Origin of the sequence: Streptococcus oralis Uo5 (assembly GCF_000253155.1) — a bacterium.
Classification (GTDB): domain Bacteria; phylum Bacillota; class Bacilli; order Lactobacillales; family Streptococcaceae; genus Streptococcus; species Streptococcus oralis_L.
This window is the reverse complement of the sequence record NC_015291.1, coordinates 1187968-1204889: the sequence shown is the minus strand read 5'-3', so window position 1 is coordinate 1204889 and position 16922 is coordinate 1187968. Positions and strand designations below refer to the sequence as shown.

At 43.5% G+C, this 16922-nt stretch carries 18 protein-coding genes and 1 other annotated feature; of the genes, 17 read left to right on the top strand and 1 reads right to left on the bottom strand.

Going from position 1 to position 16922, the window contains the following annotated elements; genetic code table 11:
- Nucleotides 1-72 precede the first annotated feature (72 nt).
- From proB to SOR_RS05945, 13 genes are all read left to right on the top strand, one after another.
- Entirely contained in the window at nt 73-1182 is a 1110-nt protein-coding gene (proB, locus tag SOR_RS06005; protein WP_000875727.1) for a glutamate 5-kinase, read from the top strand.
- Between the two features lie 9 nt (nt 1183-1191).
- Nucleotides 1192-2454, top strand: a complete 1263-nt coding sequence (locus SOR_RS06000) for a glutamate-5-semialdehyde dehydrogenase (protein ID WP_000255288.1) — start codon at nt 1192-1194, stop codon at nt 2452-2454.
- 3 nt (nt 2455-2457) lie between these two features.
- Nucleotides 2458-3255: a pyrroline-5-carboxylate reductase gene (gene proC, locus SOR_RS05995; RefSeq protein WP_000689687.1), complete on the top strand. Its 798-nt coding sequence runs from the start codon at nt 2458-2460 to the stop codon at nt 3253-3255.
- Between the two features lie 120 nt (nt 3256-3375).
- A complete protein-coding gene (gene tmk / locus SOR_RS05990; RefSeq protein WP_000033369.1) occupies nt 3376-4014 on the top strand; it encodes a dTMP kinase in 639 nt (212 codons plus the stop codon).
- On the top strand, nt 4011-4901 hold the full coding sequence (locus tag SOR_RS05985) for a DNA polymerase III subunit delta' (protein ID WP_000808197.1): 891 nt from the start codon (nt 4011-4013) through the stop codon (nt 4899-4901). Before tmk ends, SOR_RS05985 begins: the two co-directional genes overlap by 4 nt.
- A gap of 145 nt (nt 4902-5046) precedes the next feature.
- Nucleotides 5047-5364 carry a DNA replication initiation control protein YabA gene (gene yabA, locus SOR_RS05980; RefSeq protein ID WP_000358229.1) on the top strand — a complete coding sequence of 106 codons (318 nt, stop codon included), beginning with the start codon at nt 5047-5049 and terminating at the stop codon, nt 5362-5364.
- 2 nt (nt 5365-5366) lie between these two features.
- Nucleotides 5367-6245 (top strand): 16S rRNA (cytidine(1402)-2'-O)-methyltransferase, encoded by an 879-nt coding sequence (gene rsmI, locus SOR_RS05975; RefSeq protein WP_001166864.1) that lies wholly within the window; start codon nt 5367-5369, stop codon nt 6243-6245.
- Between the two features lie 133 nt (nt 6246-6378).
- Complete coding sequence (trmFO, locus tag SOR_RS05970) at nt 6379-7713, top strand: methylenetetrahydrofolate--tRNA-(uracil(54)-C(5))-methyltransferase (FADH(2)-oxidizing) TrmFO (protein WP_000083710.1); 1335 nt, start codon at nt 6379-6381, stop codon at nt 7711-7713.
- An 83-nt stretch (nt 7714-7796) separates the two neighbouring features.
- Nucleotides 7797-8534: a UMP kinase gene (gene pyrH, locus SOR_RS05965; protein WP_000002996.1), complete on the top strand. Its 738-nt coding sequence runs from the start codon at nt 7797-7799 to the stop codon at nt 8532-8534.
- A 7-nt stretch (nt 8535-8541) separates the two neighbouring features.
- Entirely contained in the window at nt 8542-9099 is a 558-nt protein-coding gene (gene frr, locus SOR_RS05960) for a ribosome recycling factor (protein ID WP_001262235.1), read from the top strand.
- A 59-nt stretch (nt 9100-9158) separates the two neighbouring features.
- Nucleotides 9159-10013, top strand: coding sequence for an RNA-binding virulence regulatory protein CvfB (gene cvfB, locus SOR_RS05955; RefSeq protein ID WP_001095427.1), 855 nt, complete (start codon nt 9159-9161; stop codon nt 10011-10013).
- Between the two features lie 8 nt (nt 10014-10021).
- A complete protein-coding gene (locus SOR_RS05950) occupies nt 10022-10237 on the top strand; it encodes a YozE family protein (protein ID WP_001232089.1) in 216 nt (71 codons plus the stop codon).
- A gap of 80 nt (nt 10238-10317) precedes the next feature.
- A complete protein-coding gene (locus SOR_RS05945) occupies nt 10318-11304 on the top strand; it encodes a PhoH family protein (protein ID WP_000658194.1) in 987 nt (328 codons plus the stop codon).
- A 44-nt stretch (nt 11305-11348) separates the two neighbouring features.
- Here the strand turns inward: SOR_RS05945 and ald are convergent, their stop codons facing one another.
- The gene (gene ald / locus SOR_RS05940) at nt 11349-12467 is read right to left on the bottom strand and encodes an alanine dehydrogenase (RefSeq protein WP_000904695.1); all 1119 of its coding nucleotides are present in this window, start codon (nt 12465-12467) and stop codon (nt 11349-11351) included.
- Nucleotides 12468-12643: 176 nt separating this feature from the next.
- Between ald and SOR_RS05935 the strand changes: the two genes are divergently transcribed.
- The 4 genes from SOR_RS05935 (at nt 12644) to infC (ending at nt 16904) form a co-directional block, all read left to right on the top strand.
- Nucleotides 12644-13213, top strand: a complete 570-nt coding sequence (locus SOR_RS05935) for a GNAT family N-acetyltransferase (protein ID WP_000443901.1) — start codon at nt 12644-12646, stop codon at nt 13211-13213.
- A 66-nt stretch (nt 13214-13279) separates the two neighbouring features.
- Nucleotides 13280-13930, top strand: a complete 651-nt coding sequence (locus SOR_RS05930; RefSeq protein ID WP_000387358.1) for a helix-hairpin-helix domain-containing protein — start codon at nt 13280-13282, stop codon at nt 13928-13930.
- Complete coding sequence (locus SOR_RS05925; RefSeq protein WP_000942376.1) at nt 13914-16154, top strand: DNA internalization-related competence protein ComEC/Rec2; 2241 nt, start codon at nt 13914-13916, stop codon at nt 16152-16154. The genes SOR_RS05930 and SOR_RS05925 overlap by 17 nt, the downstream gene beginning before the upstream one ends.
- A 72-nt stretch (nt 16155-16226) precedes the next feature.
- Nucleotides 16227-16358 (top strand) — a sequence feature (ribosomal protein L20 leader region).
- Between the two features lie 15 nt (nt 16359-16373).
- Nucleotides 16374-16904, top strand: a complete 531-nt coding sequence (infC, locus tag SOR_RS05920) for a translation initiation factor IF-3 (RefSeq protein ID WP_000848184.1) — start codon at nt 16374-16376, stop codon at nt 16902-16904.
- Nucleotides 16905-16922: the final 18 nt, after the last annotated feature.

Here is a 16922-nt window from a genome sequence, read left to right as displayed (position 1 = left end):
TTTATTTCAAGTCTTTTCTATTTTAAAGCATTCGTGTTATAATGGATAAATATGAAGAATCGGAGTGAGAATATGAAGTACAAACGAATCGTCTTTAAGGTGGGGACTTCGTCGTTGACAAATGAAGACGGGAGTTTATCAAGAAGTAAAGTAAAGGCAATTACCCAACAATTGGCTATGTTGCATGAGGCTGGACATGAGTTGATTTTGGTGTCATCTGGGGCAGTTGCCGCTGGATTTGGTGCTTTAGGTTTTAAAAAACGGCCGACCAAGATTGCAGATAAGCAGGCCTCGGCCGCAGTAGGACAAGGTTTGCTCCTAGAAGAATACACAACCAACCTCCTCATGCGCCAAATCGTCTCCGCACAAATCTTGCTGACTCAGGATGATTTTGTAGATAAACGTCGTTATAAGAATGCCCATCAGGCCTTATCTGTATTGCTTCATCGTGGTGCCATTCCCATCATCAATGAGAACGACAGTGTCGTTATTGATGAGCTCAAGGTTGGGGACAATGATACTCTGAGTGCTCAGGTAGCGGCTATGGTGCAGGCAGACCTTTTGGTTCTCTTGACGGATGTGGACGGTCTCTATACTGGAAATCCCAACTCAGATCCAACAGCTAAACGTCTTGAGAAAATCGAGACTATCAATCGTGAGATTATTGATATGGCTGGTGGAGCAGGTTCGTCAAACGGTACTGGGGGCATGCTGACAAAAATCAAAGCTGCAACTATTGCGACGGAGTCAGGGGTGCCAGTCTATATCTGCTCGTCCCTGAAATCAGATGCCTTGATTGAGGCGGCGGACGAGACCAAGGATGGTTCCTTCTTTGTTGCGCAAGAGAAGGGTCTTCGTACCCAGAAACAATGGCTGGCCTTCTATGCTCAAAGTCAGGGAACGATTTGGGTAGATGGTGGAGCTGCAGAAGCACTTTCAGAAAACGGAAAAAGTCTCCTTTTATCAGGTGTGGTAGAAGTGGAAGGGAACTTCTCTTACCATGATATTGTTACAGTAGCAGATAAAGAAACAGGTCAATCTCTTGGAAAGGGACGTGTCCAATTTGGTGTCTCAGCCCTAGAAGATATGCTCCGTTCTCAAAAAGCTAAGGGAGTCTTGATTCACCGTGATGACTGGATTTCCATCACTCCTGAAATCCAGCTGCTCTTTACAGAATTTTAGAGGTGAAAAATGGTAAGTACACAAGAACAATTTGAACAAGTACAGGCTGTTAAAAAGTCAATCAACACTGCTAGTGAAACTGTGAAAAACCAAGCCTTGCTAGCCATGGCTGATCAGTTATTGGCAGCTACTGAGGAAATTTTAGAGGCAAATGCCCTTGATATGGAAGCGGCCAAGGGGAAAATCTCAGATGTTATGCTAGATCGTCTTTATTTGGATGCAGGGCGAATCCAAGCTATGGCAAGAGGAATTCGTGAAGTGGTTGCTTTACCAGATCCCATTGGTGAAGTCTTAGAAACAAGTCATCTTGAAAATGGCTTGCTTATCACCAAGAAACGTGTGGCTATGGGTGTTATCGGTATTATCTATGAAAGCCGTCCAAATGTGACGTCGGATGCAGCTGCCTTGGCTCTCAAGAGTGGAAATGCAGTCGTTCTTCGTAGTGGCAAGGACGCCTATCAAACTGCCCATGCTATTGTCACAGCCTTGAAGAAGGGCTTGGAGACGACTACCATTCATCCAGAGGTGATTCAACTAGTGGAAGACACCAGCCGTGAAAGTAGCTATGCTATGATGAAGGCCAAGGGCTATCTAGACCTTCTCATTCCTCGTGGAGGGGCTGGCTTGATTAATGCCGTGGTTGAAAATGCTATCGTGCCCGTTATCGAGACAGGAACTGGAATTGTCCATGTCTATGTGGACAAGGATGCCGATGAAGACAAGGCTTTATCTATCATCAACAATGCTAAGACCAGTCGTCCTTCTGTCTGCAATGCTATGGAGGTTCTGCTGGTTCATGAAGACAAGGCAGCAGATTTCCTTCCTCGCTTGGAGCAAGTTCTGGTTGAGAATCGAAAAGAAGCTGGGTTGGAACCAATTCAATTCCGTTTGGATAGCACGGCAAGTCAGTTTGTTTCAGGTCGAGCAGCTGAGGTCCAAGACTTTGACACAGAGTTTTTAGACTATGTTCTCGCTGTTAAGGTTGTGAGCAGTTTAGAAGAAGCGGTTGCGCATATTGAAGCCCACAGTACCCATCATTCGGATGCCATTGTGACTGAAAATGCTGAAGCTGCAGCTTACTTTACAGATCAAGTGGACTCAGCAGCGGTTTATGTCAATGCCTCAACGCGTTTCACTGATGGAGGCCAATTTGGTCTTGGATGTGAGATGGGGATTTCTACTCAGAAACTGCATGCGCGTGGGCCTATGGGCTTGAAAGAGTTGACCAGCTACAAGTATGTGGTTACTGGTAACGGACAGATAAGGGAGTAAGAGATGAAGATTGGATTTATCGGTTTGGGGAATATGGGAGCTAGCTTGGCTAAGGCTGTTGTGCAGGCCAAGACGGGTGCTCAGATTCTCCTTGCCAATCGTAGTCAAGCAAAAGTAGATGCTTTCATTACCAACTTTGGTGGTCAGGCTTCCAGCAATGACGAAATCTTCGCAGAAGCAGATGTGATTTTTCTAGGAGTTAAGCCTGCTCAGTTCTCAGACTTGCTTTCTCAATACCAGACCATCCTTGAAAATAGAGAGAGTCTTCTTTTGATTTCCATGGCGGCTGGATTGACTTTGGAAAAACTAGCCAAATTTTTACCGAGTCACCACCGAATTATTCGCATCATGCCCAATACTCCAGTGGCTATCGGCCAAGGAGTGATTAGTTATGCCATGTCAGCAAATTGTCGTGCTGAGGACAGGGAACTCTTTTGTCAGCTTCTAGTCAAGGCTGGTCTCTTGGTTGAACTTGGGGATGGCTTAATAGATGCTGCGACAGGTCTTGCAGGTTGTGGACCAGCTTTTGTCTATCTCTTTATCGAGGCTTTGGCAGATGCGGGTGTACAGACAGGATTGCCACGAGAAATGGCTTTGAAAATGGCAGCTCAAACAGTAGTTGGCGCTGGACAAATGGTCCTTGAAAGTCAGCAACATCCTGGAGTATTGAAAGACCAAGTTTGTAGCCCAGGAGGTTCGACTATCGCGGGTGTAGCAAGTCTGGAAGAACATGCCTTTAGAGGTACCGTCATGGACGCAGTTCATCAAGCCTACAAACGAACACAAGAATTAGGTAAATAAGAGGTTGGATGACTCCCAGCCTCTTTTATGCTCTTTTGAAATCAGAAGACGCAAAAAGATTGTCACAAAAACCTATTTTTTTGATAGAATAGAAAGTAGAAAAAAAGAAATGAGTTAGACATGTCAAAAGGATTTTTAGTCTCTCTTGAGGGACCAGAGGGAGCAGGAAAGACCAGTGTTTTAGAGGCTCTACTCCCAATTTTAGAGGAAAAAGGAGTAGAGGTGTTGACGACCCGTGAGCCAGGTGGAGTCTTGATTGGAGAGAAGATTCGGGAAGTGATTTTAGATCCAAGTCATACTCAGATGGATCCTAAAACAGAGCTTCTTCTCTATATCGCCAGTCGCAGACAGCATTTGGTAGAAAAAGTTCTTCCAGCTCTTGGAGCTGGTAAGTTGGTCATTATGGACCGTTTCATCGATAGTTCTGTTGCCTATCAGGGATTTGGTCGTGGCTTGGATATTGAAGCTATTGATTGGCTCAACCATTTTGCGACAGATGGCCTCAAACCCGATTTGACGCTCTATTTTGACATTGAGGTGGAAGAAGGGCTGGCTCGCATTGCTGCGAATAGCAATCGCGAGGTCAATCGTTTGGACTTGGAAGGCTTAGACTTGCACAAAAAAGTCCGTCAAGGCTACCTTTCTCTTCTGGACAAAGAAGGAAATCGCATTGTCAAGATTGATGCCAGTCTTCCCTTGGAGCAAGTTGTGGATACAACCAAGGCGGTCTTGTTTGACAGAATGGGATTGGCAAAATGAAACAAGAACAACTAAAGGCTTTGCAACCAGAGCAGTTTGACCGCTTTATCTGTATCCTAGAACAAGACCAGCTCAATCACGCCTATCTCTTTTCAGGTTTCTTTGGAAGTTTGGAAATGGCGCAATTTTTGGCTAAAAGTCTTTTCTGTACGGATAAAGTAGGCGTTTTACCATGTGAGAACTGCCGAAACTGCAAGCTGATTGAACAGGAAGAATTTCCCGATGTTACCTTGATTAAGCCAGTCAATCAGGTCATTAAGACAGAACGCATTCGGGAATTGGTGGGCCAGTTTTCCCAAACAGGGATTGAAAGCCAGCAACAGGTCTTTATTATCGAGCAGGCGGAAAAAATGCATCCCAACGCAGCCAATTCTCTGCTTAAGGTCATCGAAGAACCTCAGAGTGAAGTTTATATTTTCTTCTTAACCAGTGATGAGGAAAAAATCTTGCCGACAATCCGTAGTCGGACCCAGATTTTCAACTTTAAAAAGCAAGAAGAAAAGCTCATCCATCAATTAGAACAAGCAGGTCTGGTCAAGAAAAAAGCGACTCTCTTAGCCCAGTTTTGTCAATCACGAGCTGAAGCTGAAAAGTTGGTCAATCAAGCAAGTTTTTGGACCTTGGTGGATGAAAGTGAGCGCCTGCTGACTTGGTTAGTAGCCAAGAAAACAGAGAGTTATTTGCAGGTAGCCAAATTAGCTAGTTTGGCAGATGACAAGGAAAAACAAGATCAGGTCTTGCGAATCCTCGAAGTGCTCTGTGGACAGGATCTCTTGCAAGCAAGAATTCGACAGATTCTGCAAGATTTGCTAGAAGCTAGAAAAATGTGGCAAGCCAATGTTAGCTTTCAAAATGCCATGGAATATCTGGTCTTGAAAGAAATATAAACTCATACTCTTCGAAAATCAAATTCAAACCACGTCAACGTCGCCTTGCCGTACTCAAGTACAGCCTGCGGCTAGTTTCCTAGTTTGCTCTTTGATTTTCATTGAGTATTAAAAATGAACGATATAGAAAGGAAAGGGCTGGTTTATGGATAAAAAAGAATTATTTGACGCGCTGGACGATTTTTCCCAACAGTTACTGGTGACCTTGGCCGATGTGGAAGCCATCAAGAAAAATCTCAAGAGCCTGGTAGAGGAAAATACAGCTCTTCGCTTGGAAAATAGTAAGTTGCGCGAACGCTTGGGCGAGGTGGAAGCAGATACTCCCGTCAAGGCTAAGCATGTTCGTGAAAGTGTCCGCCGAATCTATAAGGACGGGTTTCACGTTTGTAATGATTTTTATGGACAACGCCGAGAGCAGGACGAGGAATGTATGTTCTGTGATGAGTTGTTATATAGGGAGTAAGCATGCAGATTCAAAAAAGTTTTAAGGGACAATCTCCCTATGGCAAACTTTACCTAGTAGCAACGCCGATTGGCAATCTAGATGATATGACCTTTCGTGCCATCCAGACTTTGAAAGAGGTGGACTGGATTGCGGCTGAGGACACGCGCAATACAGGGCTTTTGCTCAAACATTTTGACATTTCCACCAAGCAGATTAGTTTTCATGAGCACAATGCCAAGGAAAAAATTCCTGATTTGATTGGTTTCTTGAAAGCAGGGCAAAGTATTGCTCAGGTTTCTGACGCGGGTCTGCCTAGCATCTCGGACCCTGGTCATGATTTGGTCAAGGCAGCTATTGAGGAAGAAATCGCAGTTGTTACCGTTCCAGGTGCCTCTGCAGGGATTTCGGCCTTGATTGCCAGTGGATTGGCGCCACAACCACATATCTTTTATGGTTTCTTACCGAGAAAATCAGGTCAGCAAAAGCTATTTTTCGACTCGAAAAAAGATTATCCAGAAACTCAAATTTTCTACGAATCGCCCCACCGTGTAGCGGATACGCTGGAAAATATGCTAGCAGTTTACGGCGACCGCTCGGTGGTCTTGGTTAGAGAATTAACCAAAATCTATGAAGAATACCAACGAGGAAAGATCTCTGAATTGCTAGTAAGCATCGCTGAAACGCCACTCAAGGGCGAATGCCTTCTCATCGTTGAAGGTGCAAATCAGGATGTGGAGGAAAAGGACGAGGAGGACTTGTTCTTAGAAATTCAAACCCGTATCCAGCAAGGCATGAAGAAAAATCAAGCCATAAAGGAAGTTGCAAAACTCTACCAGTGGAATAAGAGTCAGCTCTACGCTGCCTACCACGAATGGGAAGAAAATCAAGAAAATGACTAAACAGGGAAGTTTGCCTTCTTCCCTTTTTTTGTTATACTAGTAAAAGAAAAATTAGAAAGATTTGTGGGTGTCAAACAGTCTAGTAGCTTGTTTTTATTTGGACTTAGTTTCCACCCAAAGAGGTATTAGTGTCGTGTCTCAATCTTATATCAATGTTATCGGAGCAGGTTTGGCAGGTTCTGAAGCAGCCTACCAAATCGCAGAACGTGGTATTCCAGTTAAACTCTATGAAATGCGTGGTGTCAAGTCAACACCCCAACACAAAACAGACAATTTTGCTGAATTGGTTTGTTCCAATTCCTTACGTGGGGATGCTTTGACCAATGCAGTTGGGCTTCTCAAGGAAGAAATGCGTCGCTTGGGTTCTGTTATCTTGGAATCTGCTGAAGCTACACGTGTTCCTGCGGGCGGTGCCCTTGCGGTGGACCGTGACGGTTTCTCCCAAATGGTGACCGAAAAAGTAGCCAATCATCCTTTGATTGAAGTGGTTCGCGATGAAATTACAGAACTGCCAACTGATGTTATTACAGTTGTGGCTACTGGTCCTTTGACTAGCGATGCTCTAGCTGAAAAGATTCATGCCCTTAATGACGGTGATGGTTTCTATTTCTACGATGCGGCAGCACCTATTATCGATGTCAACACCATCGATATGAGTAAGGTCTATCTCAAATCTCGTTATGACAAGGGAGAAGCGGCCTACCTCAATGCCCCTATGACCAAGCAAGAGTTTATGGATTTCCATGAAGCCTTGGTCAATGCAGAAGAAGCACCGCTCAATTCTTTCGAAAAAGAAAAGTACTTTGAAGGTTGTATGCCGATCGAAGTCATGGCTAAGCGTGGTATTAAAACCATGCTTTATGGTCCTATGAAACCAGTCGGTCTGGAGTATCCAGATGATTACACAGGCCCTCGTGACGGAGAATTTAAAACACCGTATGCTGTTGTCCAGCTTCGTCAGGATAATGCGGCTGGTAGCCTCTACAATATCGTCGGTTTCCAGACCCACCTCAAATGGGGAGAACAAAAACGTGTCTTCCAAATGATTCCAGGTCTTGAAAATGCTGAGTTTGTCCGTTATGGGGTCATGCATCGTAATTCTTACATGGATTCACCAAATCTTCTGGAGCAAACCTATCGTTCTAAGAAACAGCCAAATCTCTTCTTTGCTGGTCAAATGACGGGTGTGGAAGGCTATGTTGAGTCAGCAGCATCAGGCTTAGTTGCGGGGATTAACGCTGCTCGCCTCTTTAAGGGTGAAAGTGAAGCTATCTTCCCAGAGACCACAGCGATTGGAAGTCTGGCTCATTACATCACCCATGCGGACAGCAAACATTTCCAACCAATGAATGTCAATTTTGGGATTATCAAGGAATTGGAAGGCGAGCGTATCCGTGATAAAAAAGCTCGTTATGAAAAAATTGCAGAGCGTGCTCTTACCGACTTAGAAGAATTTTTAACGGTCTAATTTTTTTCAAAGAATTGCTCATGATACTATAAAAATCTTAGAAATTGTGATAAAATAGGTAGGATAAAAAAAGGAGAGTAAAAATGGCGAATCCCAAGTATAAACGTATTTTAATCAAGTTATCAGGTGAAGCCCTTGCCGGTGAACGTGGCGTAGGGATTGATATCCAAACAGTTCAAACAATCGCAAAAGAGATTCAAGAAGTTCATAGCTTAGGTATCGAAATTGCCCTTGTTATTGGTGGAGGAAATCTCTGGCGCGGGGAACCTGCTGCAGAAGCAGGAATGGACCGTGTTCAGGCAGATTACACTGGAATGCTTGGGACTGTTATGAATGCTCTTGTGATGGCAGATTCATTGCAACAAGTTGGTGTCGATACGCGTGTACAAACAGCCATTGCCATGCAACAAGTGGCAGAACCTTATGTACGTGGACGTGCTCTTCGCCACCTTGAAAAAGGCCGTATCGTTATCTTTGGTGCCGGAATTGGTTCGCCTTACTTCTCAACCGATACAACAGCGGCCCTTCGTGCAGCTGAAATCGAAGCGGATGCCATCCTTATGGCTAAAAATGGCGTAGATGGTGTTTACAATGCCGATCCTAAGAAAGACAAGACAGCCGTTAAGTTTGAAGAATTGACCCACCGTGACGTTATCAACAAAGGTCTTCGTATCATGGACTCAACAGCTTCAACCCTCTCTATGGACAACGACATTGACTTGGTTGTCTTTAACATGAACCAACCAGGAAACATTAAACGTGTCGTATTTGGTGAAAATATCGGAACAACAGTTTCAAACAATATCGAAGAAAAGGAATAAGAAAATTATGGCTAATGCAATTGTAGAAAAAGCTAAAGAGAGAATGACCCAGTCTCACCAATCACTTGCTCGTGAATTTGGTGGTATCCGTGCAGGTCGTGCCAATGCAAGCTTACTAGACCGTATCCACGTAGAATACTATGGAGTAGAAACTCCTCTTAACCAAATCGCTTCAATTACCATTCCAGAAGCGCGTGTCTTGTTGGTAACACCATTTGACAAGTCTTCATTGAAAGACATCGAACGTGCCTTGAACGCTTCTGATCTTGGTATTACACCAGCTAATGACGGTTCTGTGATCCGCTTGGTTATCCCAGCTCTTACAGAAGAGACTCGTCGTGACCTTGCCAAAGAAGTGAAGAAGGTCGGTGAGAATGCTAAAGTGGCTGTCCGCAATATCCGCCGTGATGCTATGGATGAAGCTAAAAAACAAGAAAAAGCAAAAGAAATCACTGAAGACGAATTGAAGACTCTTGAAAAAGATATTCAAAAAGTAACAGACGACGCTGTGAAACACATCGACGACATGACTGCCAATAAAGAAAAAGAAATCTTGGAAGTCTAAAAATAAACAGAAAAACTCAGTTGGCATTGCTGGCTGAGTTTTATTCGAAAGAAGGAAATATGAATACAAATCTTGCAAGTTTTATCGTTGGACTCATCATCGATGAAAATGACCGTTTTTACTTTGTGCAAAAGGATGGTCAGAGTTACGCCCTTGCCAAGGAAGAAGGTCAACATACAGTAGGGGATACGGTCAAAGGTTTTGCCTATACAGATATGAAGCAAAAACTCCGCTTGACAACCTTAGAAGTGACTGCCACTCAGGACCAATTTGGCTGGGGAACCGTAACAGAAGTTCGTAAGGACTTGGGTGTCTTTGTCGATACCGGTCTACCTGACAAGGAGATTGTAGTGTCACTCGATATCCTCCCTGAGCTCAAGGAACTCTGGCCTAAGAAAGGTGACAAACTCTACATCCGTCTTGAAGTGGACAAGAAAGACCGAATATGGGGACTCTTGGCATATCAAGAAGATTTCCAACGTCTGGCTCGTCCTGCCTACAACAACATGCAGAACCAAAACTGGCCAGCTATTGTTTACCGTCTCAAGCTGTCAGGGACCTTTGTCTATCTGCCAGAGAATAATATGCTTGGTTTCATTCACCCAAGTGAGCGCTACGCAGAGCCACGTTTGGGGCAAGTGTTAGATGCGCGTGTTATCGGTTTCCGTGAGGTGGATCGTACCTTGAACCTCTCCCTCAAGCCACGTTCCTTTGAAATGTTGGAAAATGATGCCCAGATGATTTTGACTTACTTGGAAAGCAATGGCGGTTTCATGACCTTGAATGATAAGTCGTCTCCTGAGGACATCAAGGCAACCTTTGGTATCTCTAAAGGTCAGTTCAAGAAAGCACTCGGTGGCTTGATGAAGGCTGGCAAAATCAAGCAAGACCAGTTTGGTACAGAGTTGATTTAGGGAGGCTTATGAGAAAATCATTTTACACTTGGCTCATGACCGAGCGCAATCCTAAAAGTAATAGCCCAAAAGCCATCTTGGCAGACCTCGCTTTTGAGGAGTCATCTTTTCCAAAACACACGGATGATTTTGATGAGGTGAGTCGCTTTTTGGAGGAGCATGCCAGTTTCTCTTTTAACCTAGGAGACTTTGACGCCATCTGGCAAGAATACTTAGAACACTAGAGACAATGAGATGAGGCTAGTATTTTATTGTTCTCTTTGCTATAATAAAAAGAAATAAACGGATTAGAGAGGTTCTTTATTTGAAGGAACATTCAATAGACATTCAACTAAGTCATCCAGATGACTTGTTCCATCTTTTTGGTTCCAATGAACGCCATCTTCGTTTGATGGAAGAAGAGCTTGATGTGGTGATTCATGCTCGTACGGAGATTGTCCAGGTTTTGGGAGAAGAGACTGCCTGTGAGGAAGCCCGTCAGGTTATCCAGGCTTTGATGGTCTTGGTGAATCGGGGGATGAGCGTTGGCACGCCAGATGTGGTGACTGCGATTAGCATGGTCAAAAACGATGAAATCGACAAGTTTGTCGCCCTTTACGAAGAAGAAATCATCAAAGACAACACTGGGAAGCCTATCCGTGTCAAAACCTTGGGTCAAAAGCTTTATGTGGACAGTGTTAAACAGCATGATGTGACCTTTGGAATTGGGCCAGCAGGGACAGGGAAGACCTTTCTTGCAGTGACCTTGGCAGTGACTGCCCTTAAACGTGGTCAAGTCAAGCGAATTATCCTCACTCGTCCAGCAGTGGAGGCAGGTGAGAGTCTAGGATTTCTTCCAGGTGATCTTAAGGAGAAGGTGGATCCTTATCTTCGACCTGTTTATGATGCCTTGTATCAGATTTTAGGAAAAGACCAGACCACCCGTCTCATGGAGCGTGAAATCATTGAAATCGCGCCCCTTGCCTATATGCGTGGACGGACCTTGGATGATGCTTTTGTCATTCTCGATGAGGCGCAAAATACGACCATCATGCAGATGAAGATGTTCTTGACGCGTTTAGGATTTAATTCGAAGATGATTGTCAATGGAGATATCAGTCAGATTGACCTGCCGCGTAATGTTAAGTCCGGTTTGATTGATGCCCAAGAAAAGCTTAAGAACATTCACCAAATCGACTTTGTTCATTTTTCAGCTAAGGATGTGGTTCGTCATCCAGTTGTCGCTCAGATTATCCGGGCTTATGAACCAGCTCCAGTTAAGGTTGAAGAAAAGAACCAAGAAACAGAATAACAAAAAAAGCAGTTCAGATGTGAACTGCTCTTTTTAATGAGTGTCTAGTTATAAACAAGTTCGTCGATAGAAGTATGATCTTTATCGAGGCCTTGAGCAACTGGGAGGCTGGTCAAGTAACCTTGATAAGTGGTAACACCTTGACGCAAGCCCTCATCTTCAGCAATTGCTTGTGCGAATCCTTTGTCAGCCAATGCTTCGATATAAGGAAGAGTGACATTGGTTAGGGCGATAGTAGAAGTACGGGCGACCGCACCAGGGATATTGGCAACGGCATAGTGGAGAACGCCGTATTTTTCATAGACAGGTTCATCGTGCGTTGTCACACGGTCAGCTGTTTCAATAACACCACCTTGGTCAACGGCAACGTCAACGATGACAGAGCCTGGACGCATTTGTTTGACCATCTCATCTGTCACCAATTTCGGAGCCTTGGCACCAGGGATGAGAACTGCACCAATCACCACATCAGCATCTCTCACACTTGCTTCGATGTTGAATGAATTAGACATAAGAGTTTGAATTTGGTTTCCAAAGACTTCTTCTAGTACCGAGAGACGCTTCGCACTGATATCTAAAATAGTCACTTGAGCACCAAGACCAAGGGCGATGCGGGCAGCATGTGTACCGACGACACCACCACCGATGATGGTTACTTTTCCTTTTGGAACACCTGGTACACCACCAAGTAAAACACCAGAGCCACCAGCTTGCTTAGTAAGGAAGTGAGCTCCGATTTGAACAGCCATACGACCTGCAACCTCACTCATAGGAACGAGGAGCGGTAGTTGTCCTTGATTGTCACGAACAGTTTCATAGGCAATTCCTGTTGTTTTTGCTGTTAACATAGCATCTGCTAATTCTGGTGTAGCGGCCATGTGCAAGTAGGTGAAGAGGAGAAGATCGTCGCGCAAATAACCGTATTCAGAAGCTAGTGGTTCTTTTACTTTCACGACTAACTCGGCAGCCCATGCTTCTGCAGCAGTAGCGACAATCTCAGCTCCTTGCTTTTGATAGTCCGCATCAGTAAATCCTGAACCGAGACCAGCATTTGATTCGATGAGGACACGATGCCCGCGACTGACTAAACTATGGACGCCAGCAGGAGTGAGGGCAACACGGTTTTCATTATTTTTAATTTCTTTTGGGATTCCGATTAACATAGAGATAACCTACCTTTCAATTGACAATCTTGTTTTGGTTGTCACATTCCAGTTCATAAATCAAAAATGTGATGGTTTTATTGTATATGAAACCGCTTCAAAAATCAAGAAAAACTTGTCATTCAAATTTATTTATGCTAGACTAGTGAGAATCAAGCTCTAATGGAGGGAAAAGTATGGAATCAATACTTGTGAATTTTGCCCAGTATCTATCTATAGAAACGGAGCGTTTATTGCTCCGACCTGTAACCTTGGATGATGCGGAAGCTATGTTTGAGTATGCATCAGACAGAGAAAATACACGCTACACTTTTCCAACAAATCAAAGCCTAGAAGAAACCAAGAACAACATCGCTCAGTTCTACTTGGCTAATCCCTTGGGACGGTGGGGGATGGAACTAAAAAGTAATGGCCAGTTTATTGGAACTATTGATTTGCACAAGATTGACCCCATTCTCAAAAAAGCAGCTATTGGCTACATTATCAATAAAAAATATTGGAATCAAGGATTGACGACAGAAGCCAATCGCGCCGTGATTGAGCTCGCTTTTGAGAAGATTGGAATGAACAAGTTGACCGCTCTTCACGATAAAGACAATCCCGCATCAGGAAAGGTCATGGAGAAATCAGGTATGCGTTTTTCCCACGAAGAATCCTATGCCAGAATGGATAATAAAGAACCAGGTCGAATTATCACAAGGGTTCATTATGTCTTGACTAAGGAAGACTTTTTTGCAAATAAATAAGCAGTTGAAAAGATTTTTCAGCTGTTTTTTTCTTTCTCTTGCGAATAACTTAAGAGAGGAGAAAATATGGAAGCAATTATCAAGAAAATAAAAGAGTATAAAATCATTGTCATCTGTGCTGTTTTAGGTTTGGCCTTGGGCGGATTTTTCCTACTAAAGCCAACTTCACAAACACCTGTCAAGGAAACGAATTTGCAGGCTGAAGTCGCAGCTGTTTCAAAGGATTCATCATCTGAAAAAGAAGTGAACAAGGAAGAAAAGGAAGAATCTACTGAACAAGATCTAATCACAGTAGATGTCAAGGGTGCCGTTAAATCACCCGGGATTTACGATTTGCCAGTAGGAAGTCGGGTTCACGATGCAGTTCAGAAAGCTGGTGGATTGACAGAGGAAGCAGACAGCAAGTCGCTTAATCTCGCTCAGAAAGTCAGTGACGAGGCTCTTGTCTATGTTCCAACCAAGGGAGAAGAAATAGCTAGTCAGCAGGCTACCTCTGGAACGTCTCCTTCGACAAGTAAAGATAAGAAGGTCAATCTCAATAAAGCTAGTCTGGAAGAACTCAAGCAGGTCAAAGGCTTGGGAGGAAAACGAGCTCAGGATATTATCGACCATCGCGAGGCAAATGGCAAATTCAAGTCGGTAGATGAATTAAAGAAAGTCTCTGGCATTGGCGCTAAGACCATAGAAAAGTTAAAAGACTATGTTACAGTGGATTAAGAATTTCCCTATCCCCCTAATCTATCTGAGCTTTCTGTTACTCTGGCTTTACTATGCCATTTTTGGAGCGTCCTATCTCGCACTGCTAGGTTTTGTTTTTTTGCTTGTCTGTCTCTTTTTCCAATTTCCTTGGAAATCGGCTGGTAAAGTTTTAGCGATTTGTGGAGTCTTTGGCTTTTGGTTTTTGTTTCAAAATTGGCAACAGACACAAGCTAATCAAAACCTAGTGGATTCTGTTGAAAGGGTACGGATTTTACCAGATACTATCAAGGTCAATGGAGATAGTCTGTCCTTTCGGGGCAAGGCTGACGGTCGTACCTTCCAAGTTTACTATAAACTCCAGTCCGAGGAGGAGAAAGAGCACTTTCAAGCCTTGACAGACCTTTATGAGATTGAACTAGAAGGAAAACTTTCCGAGCCAGAAGGCCAGAGAAATTTTGGTGGATTTGACTACCAAGCCTATCTGAAGACTCAGGGGATTTACCAGACACTGACTATTAAGAGCATCCAGTCACTTAAACAGGTTAGCAGTTGGGATATAGGTGAAAACCTATCGAGTCTACGTAGAAAGGCTATTGTTTGGATTAAGAGCCATTTTCCCGACCCTATGCGTAACTACATGACGGGGCTCTTGCTGGGACATTTGGACACGGACTTTGAGGAGATGAATGAGCTCTATTCCAGTCTTGGAATTATTCATCTTTTTGCCTTGTCGGGTATGCAGGTGGGCTTTTTCATGGATGCCTTTAAGAAACTTCTCTTACGATTGGGCTTGACCCAAGAAAAGTTGAAGTGGCTGACTTATCCCTTTTCTCTTATTTATGCTGGTCTGACAGGATTTTCAGCATCGGTCATTCGCAGTCTCTTGCAAAAGTTACTGGCCCAACATGGCTACAAGGGTTTGGATAATTTTGCCTTGACGGTCCTTGTCCTCTTTATCATCATGCCCAACTTTTTCTTGACAGCAGGAGGAGTCTTGTCTTGCGCTTATGCTTTTATCTTGACCATGACTAGCAAAGAAGGCGATGGGATCAAGGCTGTTGCCAGAGAAAGTTTGGTCATTTCTTTGGGAATATTGCCCATTCTATCCTTTTATTTTGCAGAATTTCAGCCTTGGTCTATTCTTTTGACCTTTGTCTTTTCCTTTCTGTTTGATGTAGTATTCTTACCACTTTTGTCTATCTTATTCATTCTGTCTTTTGTTTACCCAGTCACTCAGCTTAACCTTGTCTTTGAATGGTTGGAGGGCATCATTCGCTTGGTATCGCAGCTGGCAAGCAGACCACTGGTCTTTGGTCAACCCACCGCATGGCTTTTGATTCTTCTCTTAGTTTCATTAGCCTTGGTCTATGACATGAGGAAAAATGTCAAAAGACTAGCAGGATTCAGTCTCTTTATCGTGGGTCTCTTTTTCTTGACCAAGCATCCACTTGAAAATGAAATCACCATGCTAGATGTGGGGCAAGGTGAAAGTATTTTCCTACGGGATGTGACTGGTAAAATCATTCTCATAGATGTCGGTGGCAGGGCAGAGTCTGATAAGAAAATCGAAAAATGGCAAGAAAAGGCGACGACCAGCAATGCTCAGCGCACCTTGATTCCCTATCTAAAAAGTCGAGGAGTAGATAAGATTGATCAGCTGATTTTGACCAACACAGATAAAGAACATGTTGGAGATTTGCTGGAGGTGACCAAGGCTTTCCATGTCGGGGAGATTTTAGTATCAAAAGGAAGTCTGACACAGAAGGAATTTGTAGCGGAACTAGAAGCAAGTCAAAACATGGTACGTAGTGTGACAGCTGGGGAGAATTTCTCGATTTTTGGGAGTCAGTTAGAAGTCCTATCTCCAAGGAAAATTGGAGATGGGGATCGTGATGCTTCCCTGATTCTTTATGGAAAACTTTTGGATAAGCACTTTCTCTTTACTGGAAATTTGAAAGCGAAGGGAGAGAAGGACTTGATGAAGCACTATCCTGACCTAGAGGTGGATGTCTTGAAAGCAGGCCAACATGGTGCTAAAACCTCATCAAATCCAGCTTTCCTAGAACAGCTCAAACCAGAAATTACTCTCATCTCAGTTGGAAAAAACAATCGAGCAAAACTCCCTCATCAGGAAACCTTGACACAACTGGAAAATATCAAGAGTAAGATTTACCGAACTGACCAGCAAGGAGCTATCCGCTTTAAAGGATGGAATAGTTGGAGAATTGAAACGGTTCGATAAAATAGACAAACTTTTCGAAAAATTGACTTTTTATCTTGACAAGGGATAGAAAACTTGGTATCATATAAAAGTTGAGAAAAGCAGAAGTGAGAGCTTCTCGCCTTGTGACATCAAGTTGCCTGGCCCTACGGATGAAAAGTTTCTAAGAAACGCTATCATAACGTGCGGGCTTGTATCATTACGAGTCCGCTATTGTTTTTCTCTAATAATAAAAAAGAGGTGAAAACCATAGCAAAGCAAGACTTATTCATCAATGATGAAATTCGTGTACGTGAAGTTCGCTTGATCGGTCTTGAGGGAGAACAGCTAGGCATCAAGCCACTCAGCGAAGCGCAAGCATTGGCTGATAGTGCAAATGTTGACTTAGTATTGATTCAACCCCAAGCAAAACCACCTGTTGCTAAAATTATGGACTACGGTAAGTTCAAATTTGAGTATCAGAAAAAGCAAAAAGAACAACGTAAAAAACAAAGTGTTGTTACTGTGAAAGAAGTTCGTCTGAGTCCAACTATTGACAAGGGTGACTTTGACACAAAACTTCGCAATGCACGCAAGTTCCTTGAAAAAGGAAATAAAGTTAAGGTATCTATTCGCTTTAAGGGTCGTATGATTACCCATAAAGAGATTGGTGCAAAAGTTTTAGCTGAGTTTGCTGAAGCAACACAAGATATTGCGATCATCGAACAACGAGCTAAGATGGATGGACGCCAAATGTTCATGCAGTTGGCGCCAGCAACTGACAAAAAATAATTGTCAGAAAGTTAAATA

Excerpts from the sequence above, each read along its gene's own strand:
- proB (WP_000875727.1), top strand. The coding sequence starts at position 73 with ATGAAGTACAAACGAATCGTCTTTAAGGTGGGGACTTCGTCGTTGACA.
- SOR_RS06000 (WP_000255288.1), top strand. The coding sequence starts at position 1,192 with ATGGTAAGTACACAAGAACAATTTGAACAAGTACAGGCTGTTAAAAAG.
- proC (WP_000689687.1), top strand. The coding sequence starts at position 2,458 with ATGAAGATTGGATTTATCGGTTTGGGGAATATGGGAGCTAGCTTGGCT.
- tmk (WP_000033369.1), top strand. The coding sequence starts at position 3,376 with ATGTCAAAAGGATTTTTAGTCTCTCTTGAGGGACCAGAGGGAGCAGGA.
- SOR_RS05985 (WP_000808197.1), top strand. The coding sequence starts at position 4,011 with ATGAAACAAGAACAACTAAAGGCTTTGCAACCAGAGCAGTTTGACCGC.
- yabA (WP_000358229.1), top strand. The coding sequence starts at position 5,047 with ATGGATAAAAAAGAATTATTTGACGCGCTGGACGATTTTTCCCAACAG.
- rsmI (WP_001166864.1), top strand. The coding sequence starts at position 5,367 with ATGCAGATTCAAAAAAGTTTTAAGGGACAATCTCCCTATGGCAAACTT.
- pyrH (WP_000002996.1), top strand. The coding sequence starts at position 7,797 with ATGGCGAATCCCAAGTATAAACGTATTTTAATCAAGTTATCAGGTGAA.
- frr (WP_001262235.1), top strand. The coding sequence starts at position 8,542 with ATGGCTAATGCAATTGTAGAAAAAGCTAAAGAGAGAATGACCCAGTCT.
- cvfB (WP_001095427.1), top strand. The coding sequence starts at position 9,159 with ATGAATACAAATCTTGCAAGTTTTATCGTTGGACTCATCATCGATGAA.
- SOR_RS05950 (WP_001232089.1), top strand. The coding sequence starts at position 10,022 with ATGAGAAAATCATTTTACACTTGGCTCATGACCGAGCGCAATCCTAAA.
- ald (WP_000904695.1), bottom strand. The coding sequence starts at position 12,467 with ATGTTAATCGGAATCCCAAAAGAAATTAAAAATAATGAAAACCGTGTT.
- SOR_RS05935 (WP_000443901.1), top strand. The coding sequence starts at position 12,644 with ATGGAATCAATACTTGTGAATTTTGCCCAGTATCTATCTATAGAAACG.
- SOR_RS05930 (WP_000387358.1), top strand. The coding sequence starts at position 13,280 with ATGGAAGCAATTATCAAGAAAATAAAAGAGTATAAAATCATTGTCATC.
- SOR_RS05925 (WP_000942376.1), top strand. The coding sequence starts at position 13,914 with ATGTTACAGTGGATTAAGAATTTCCCTATCCCCCTAATCTATCTGAGC.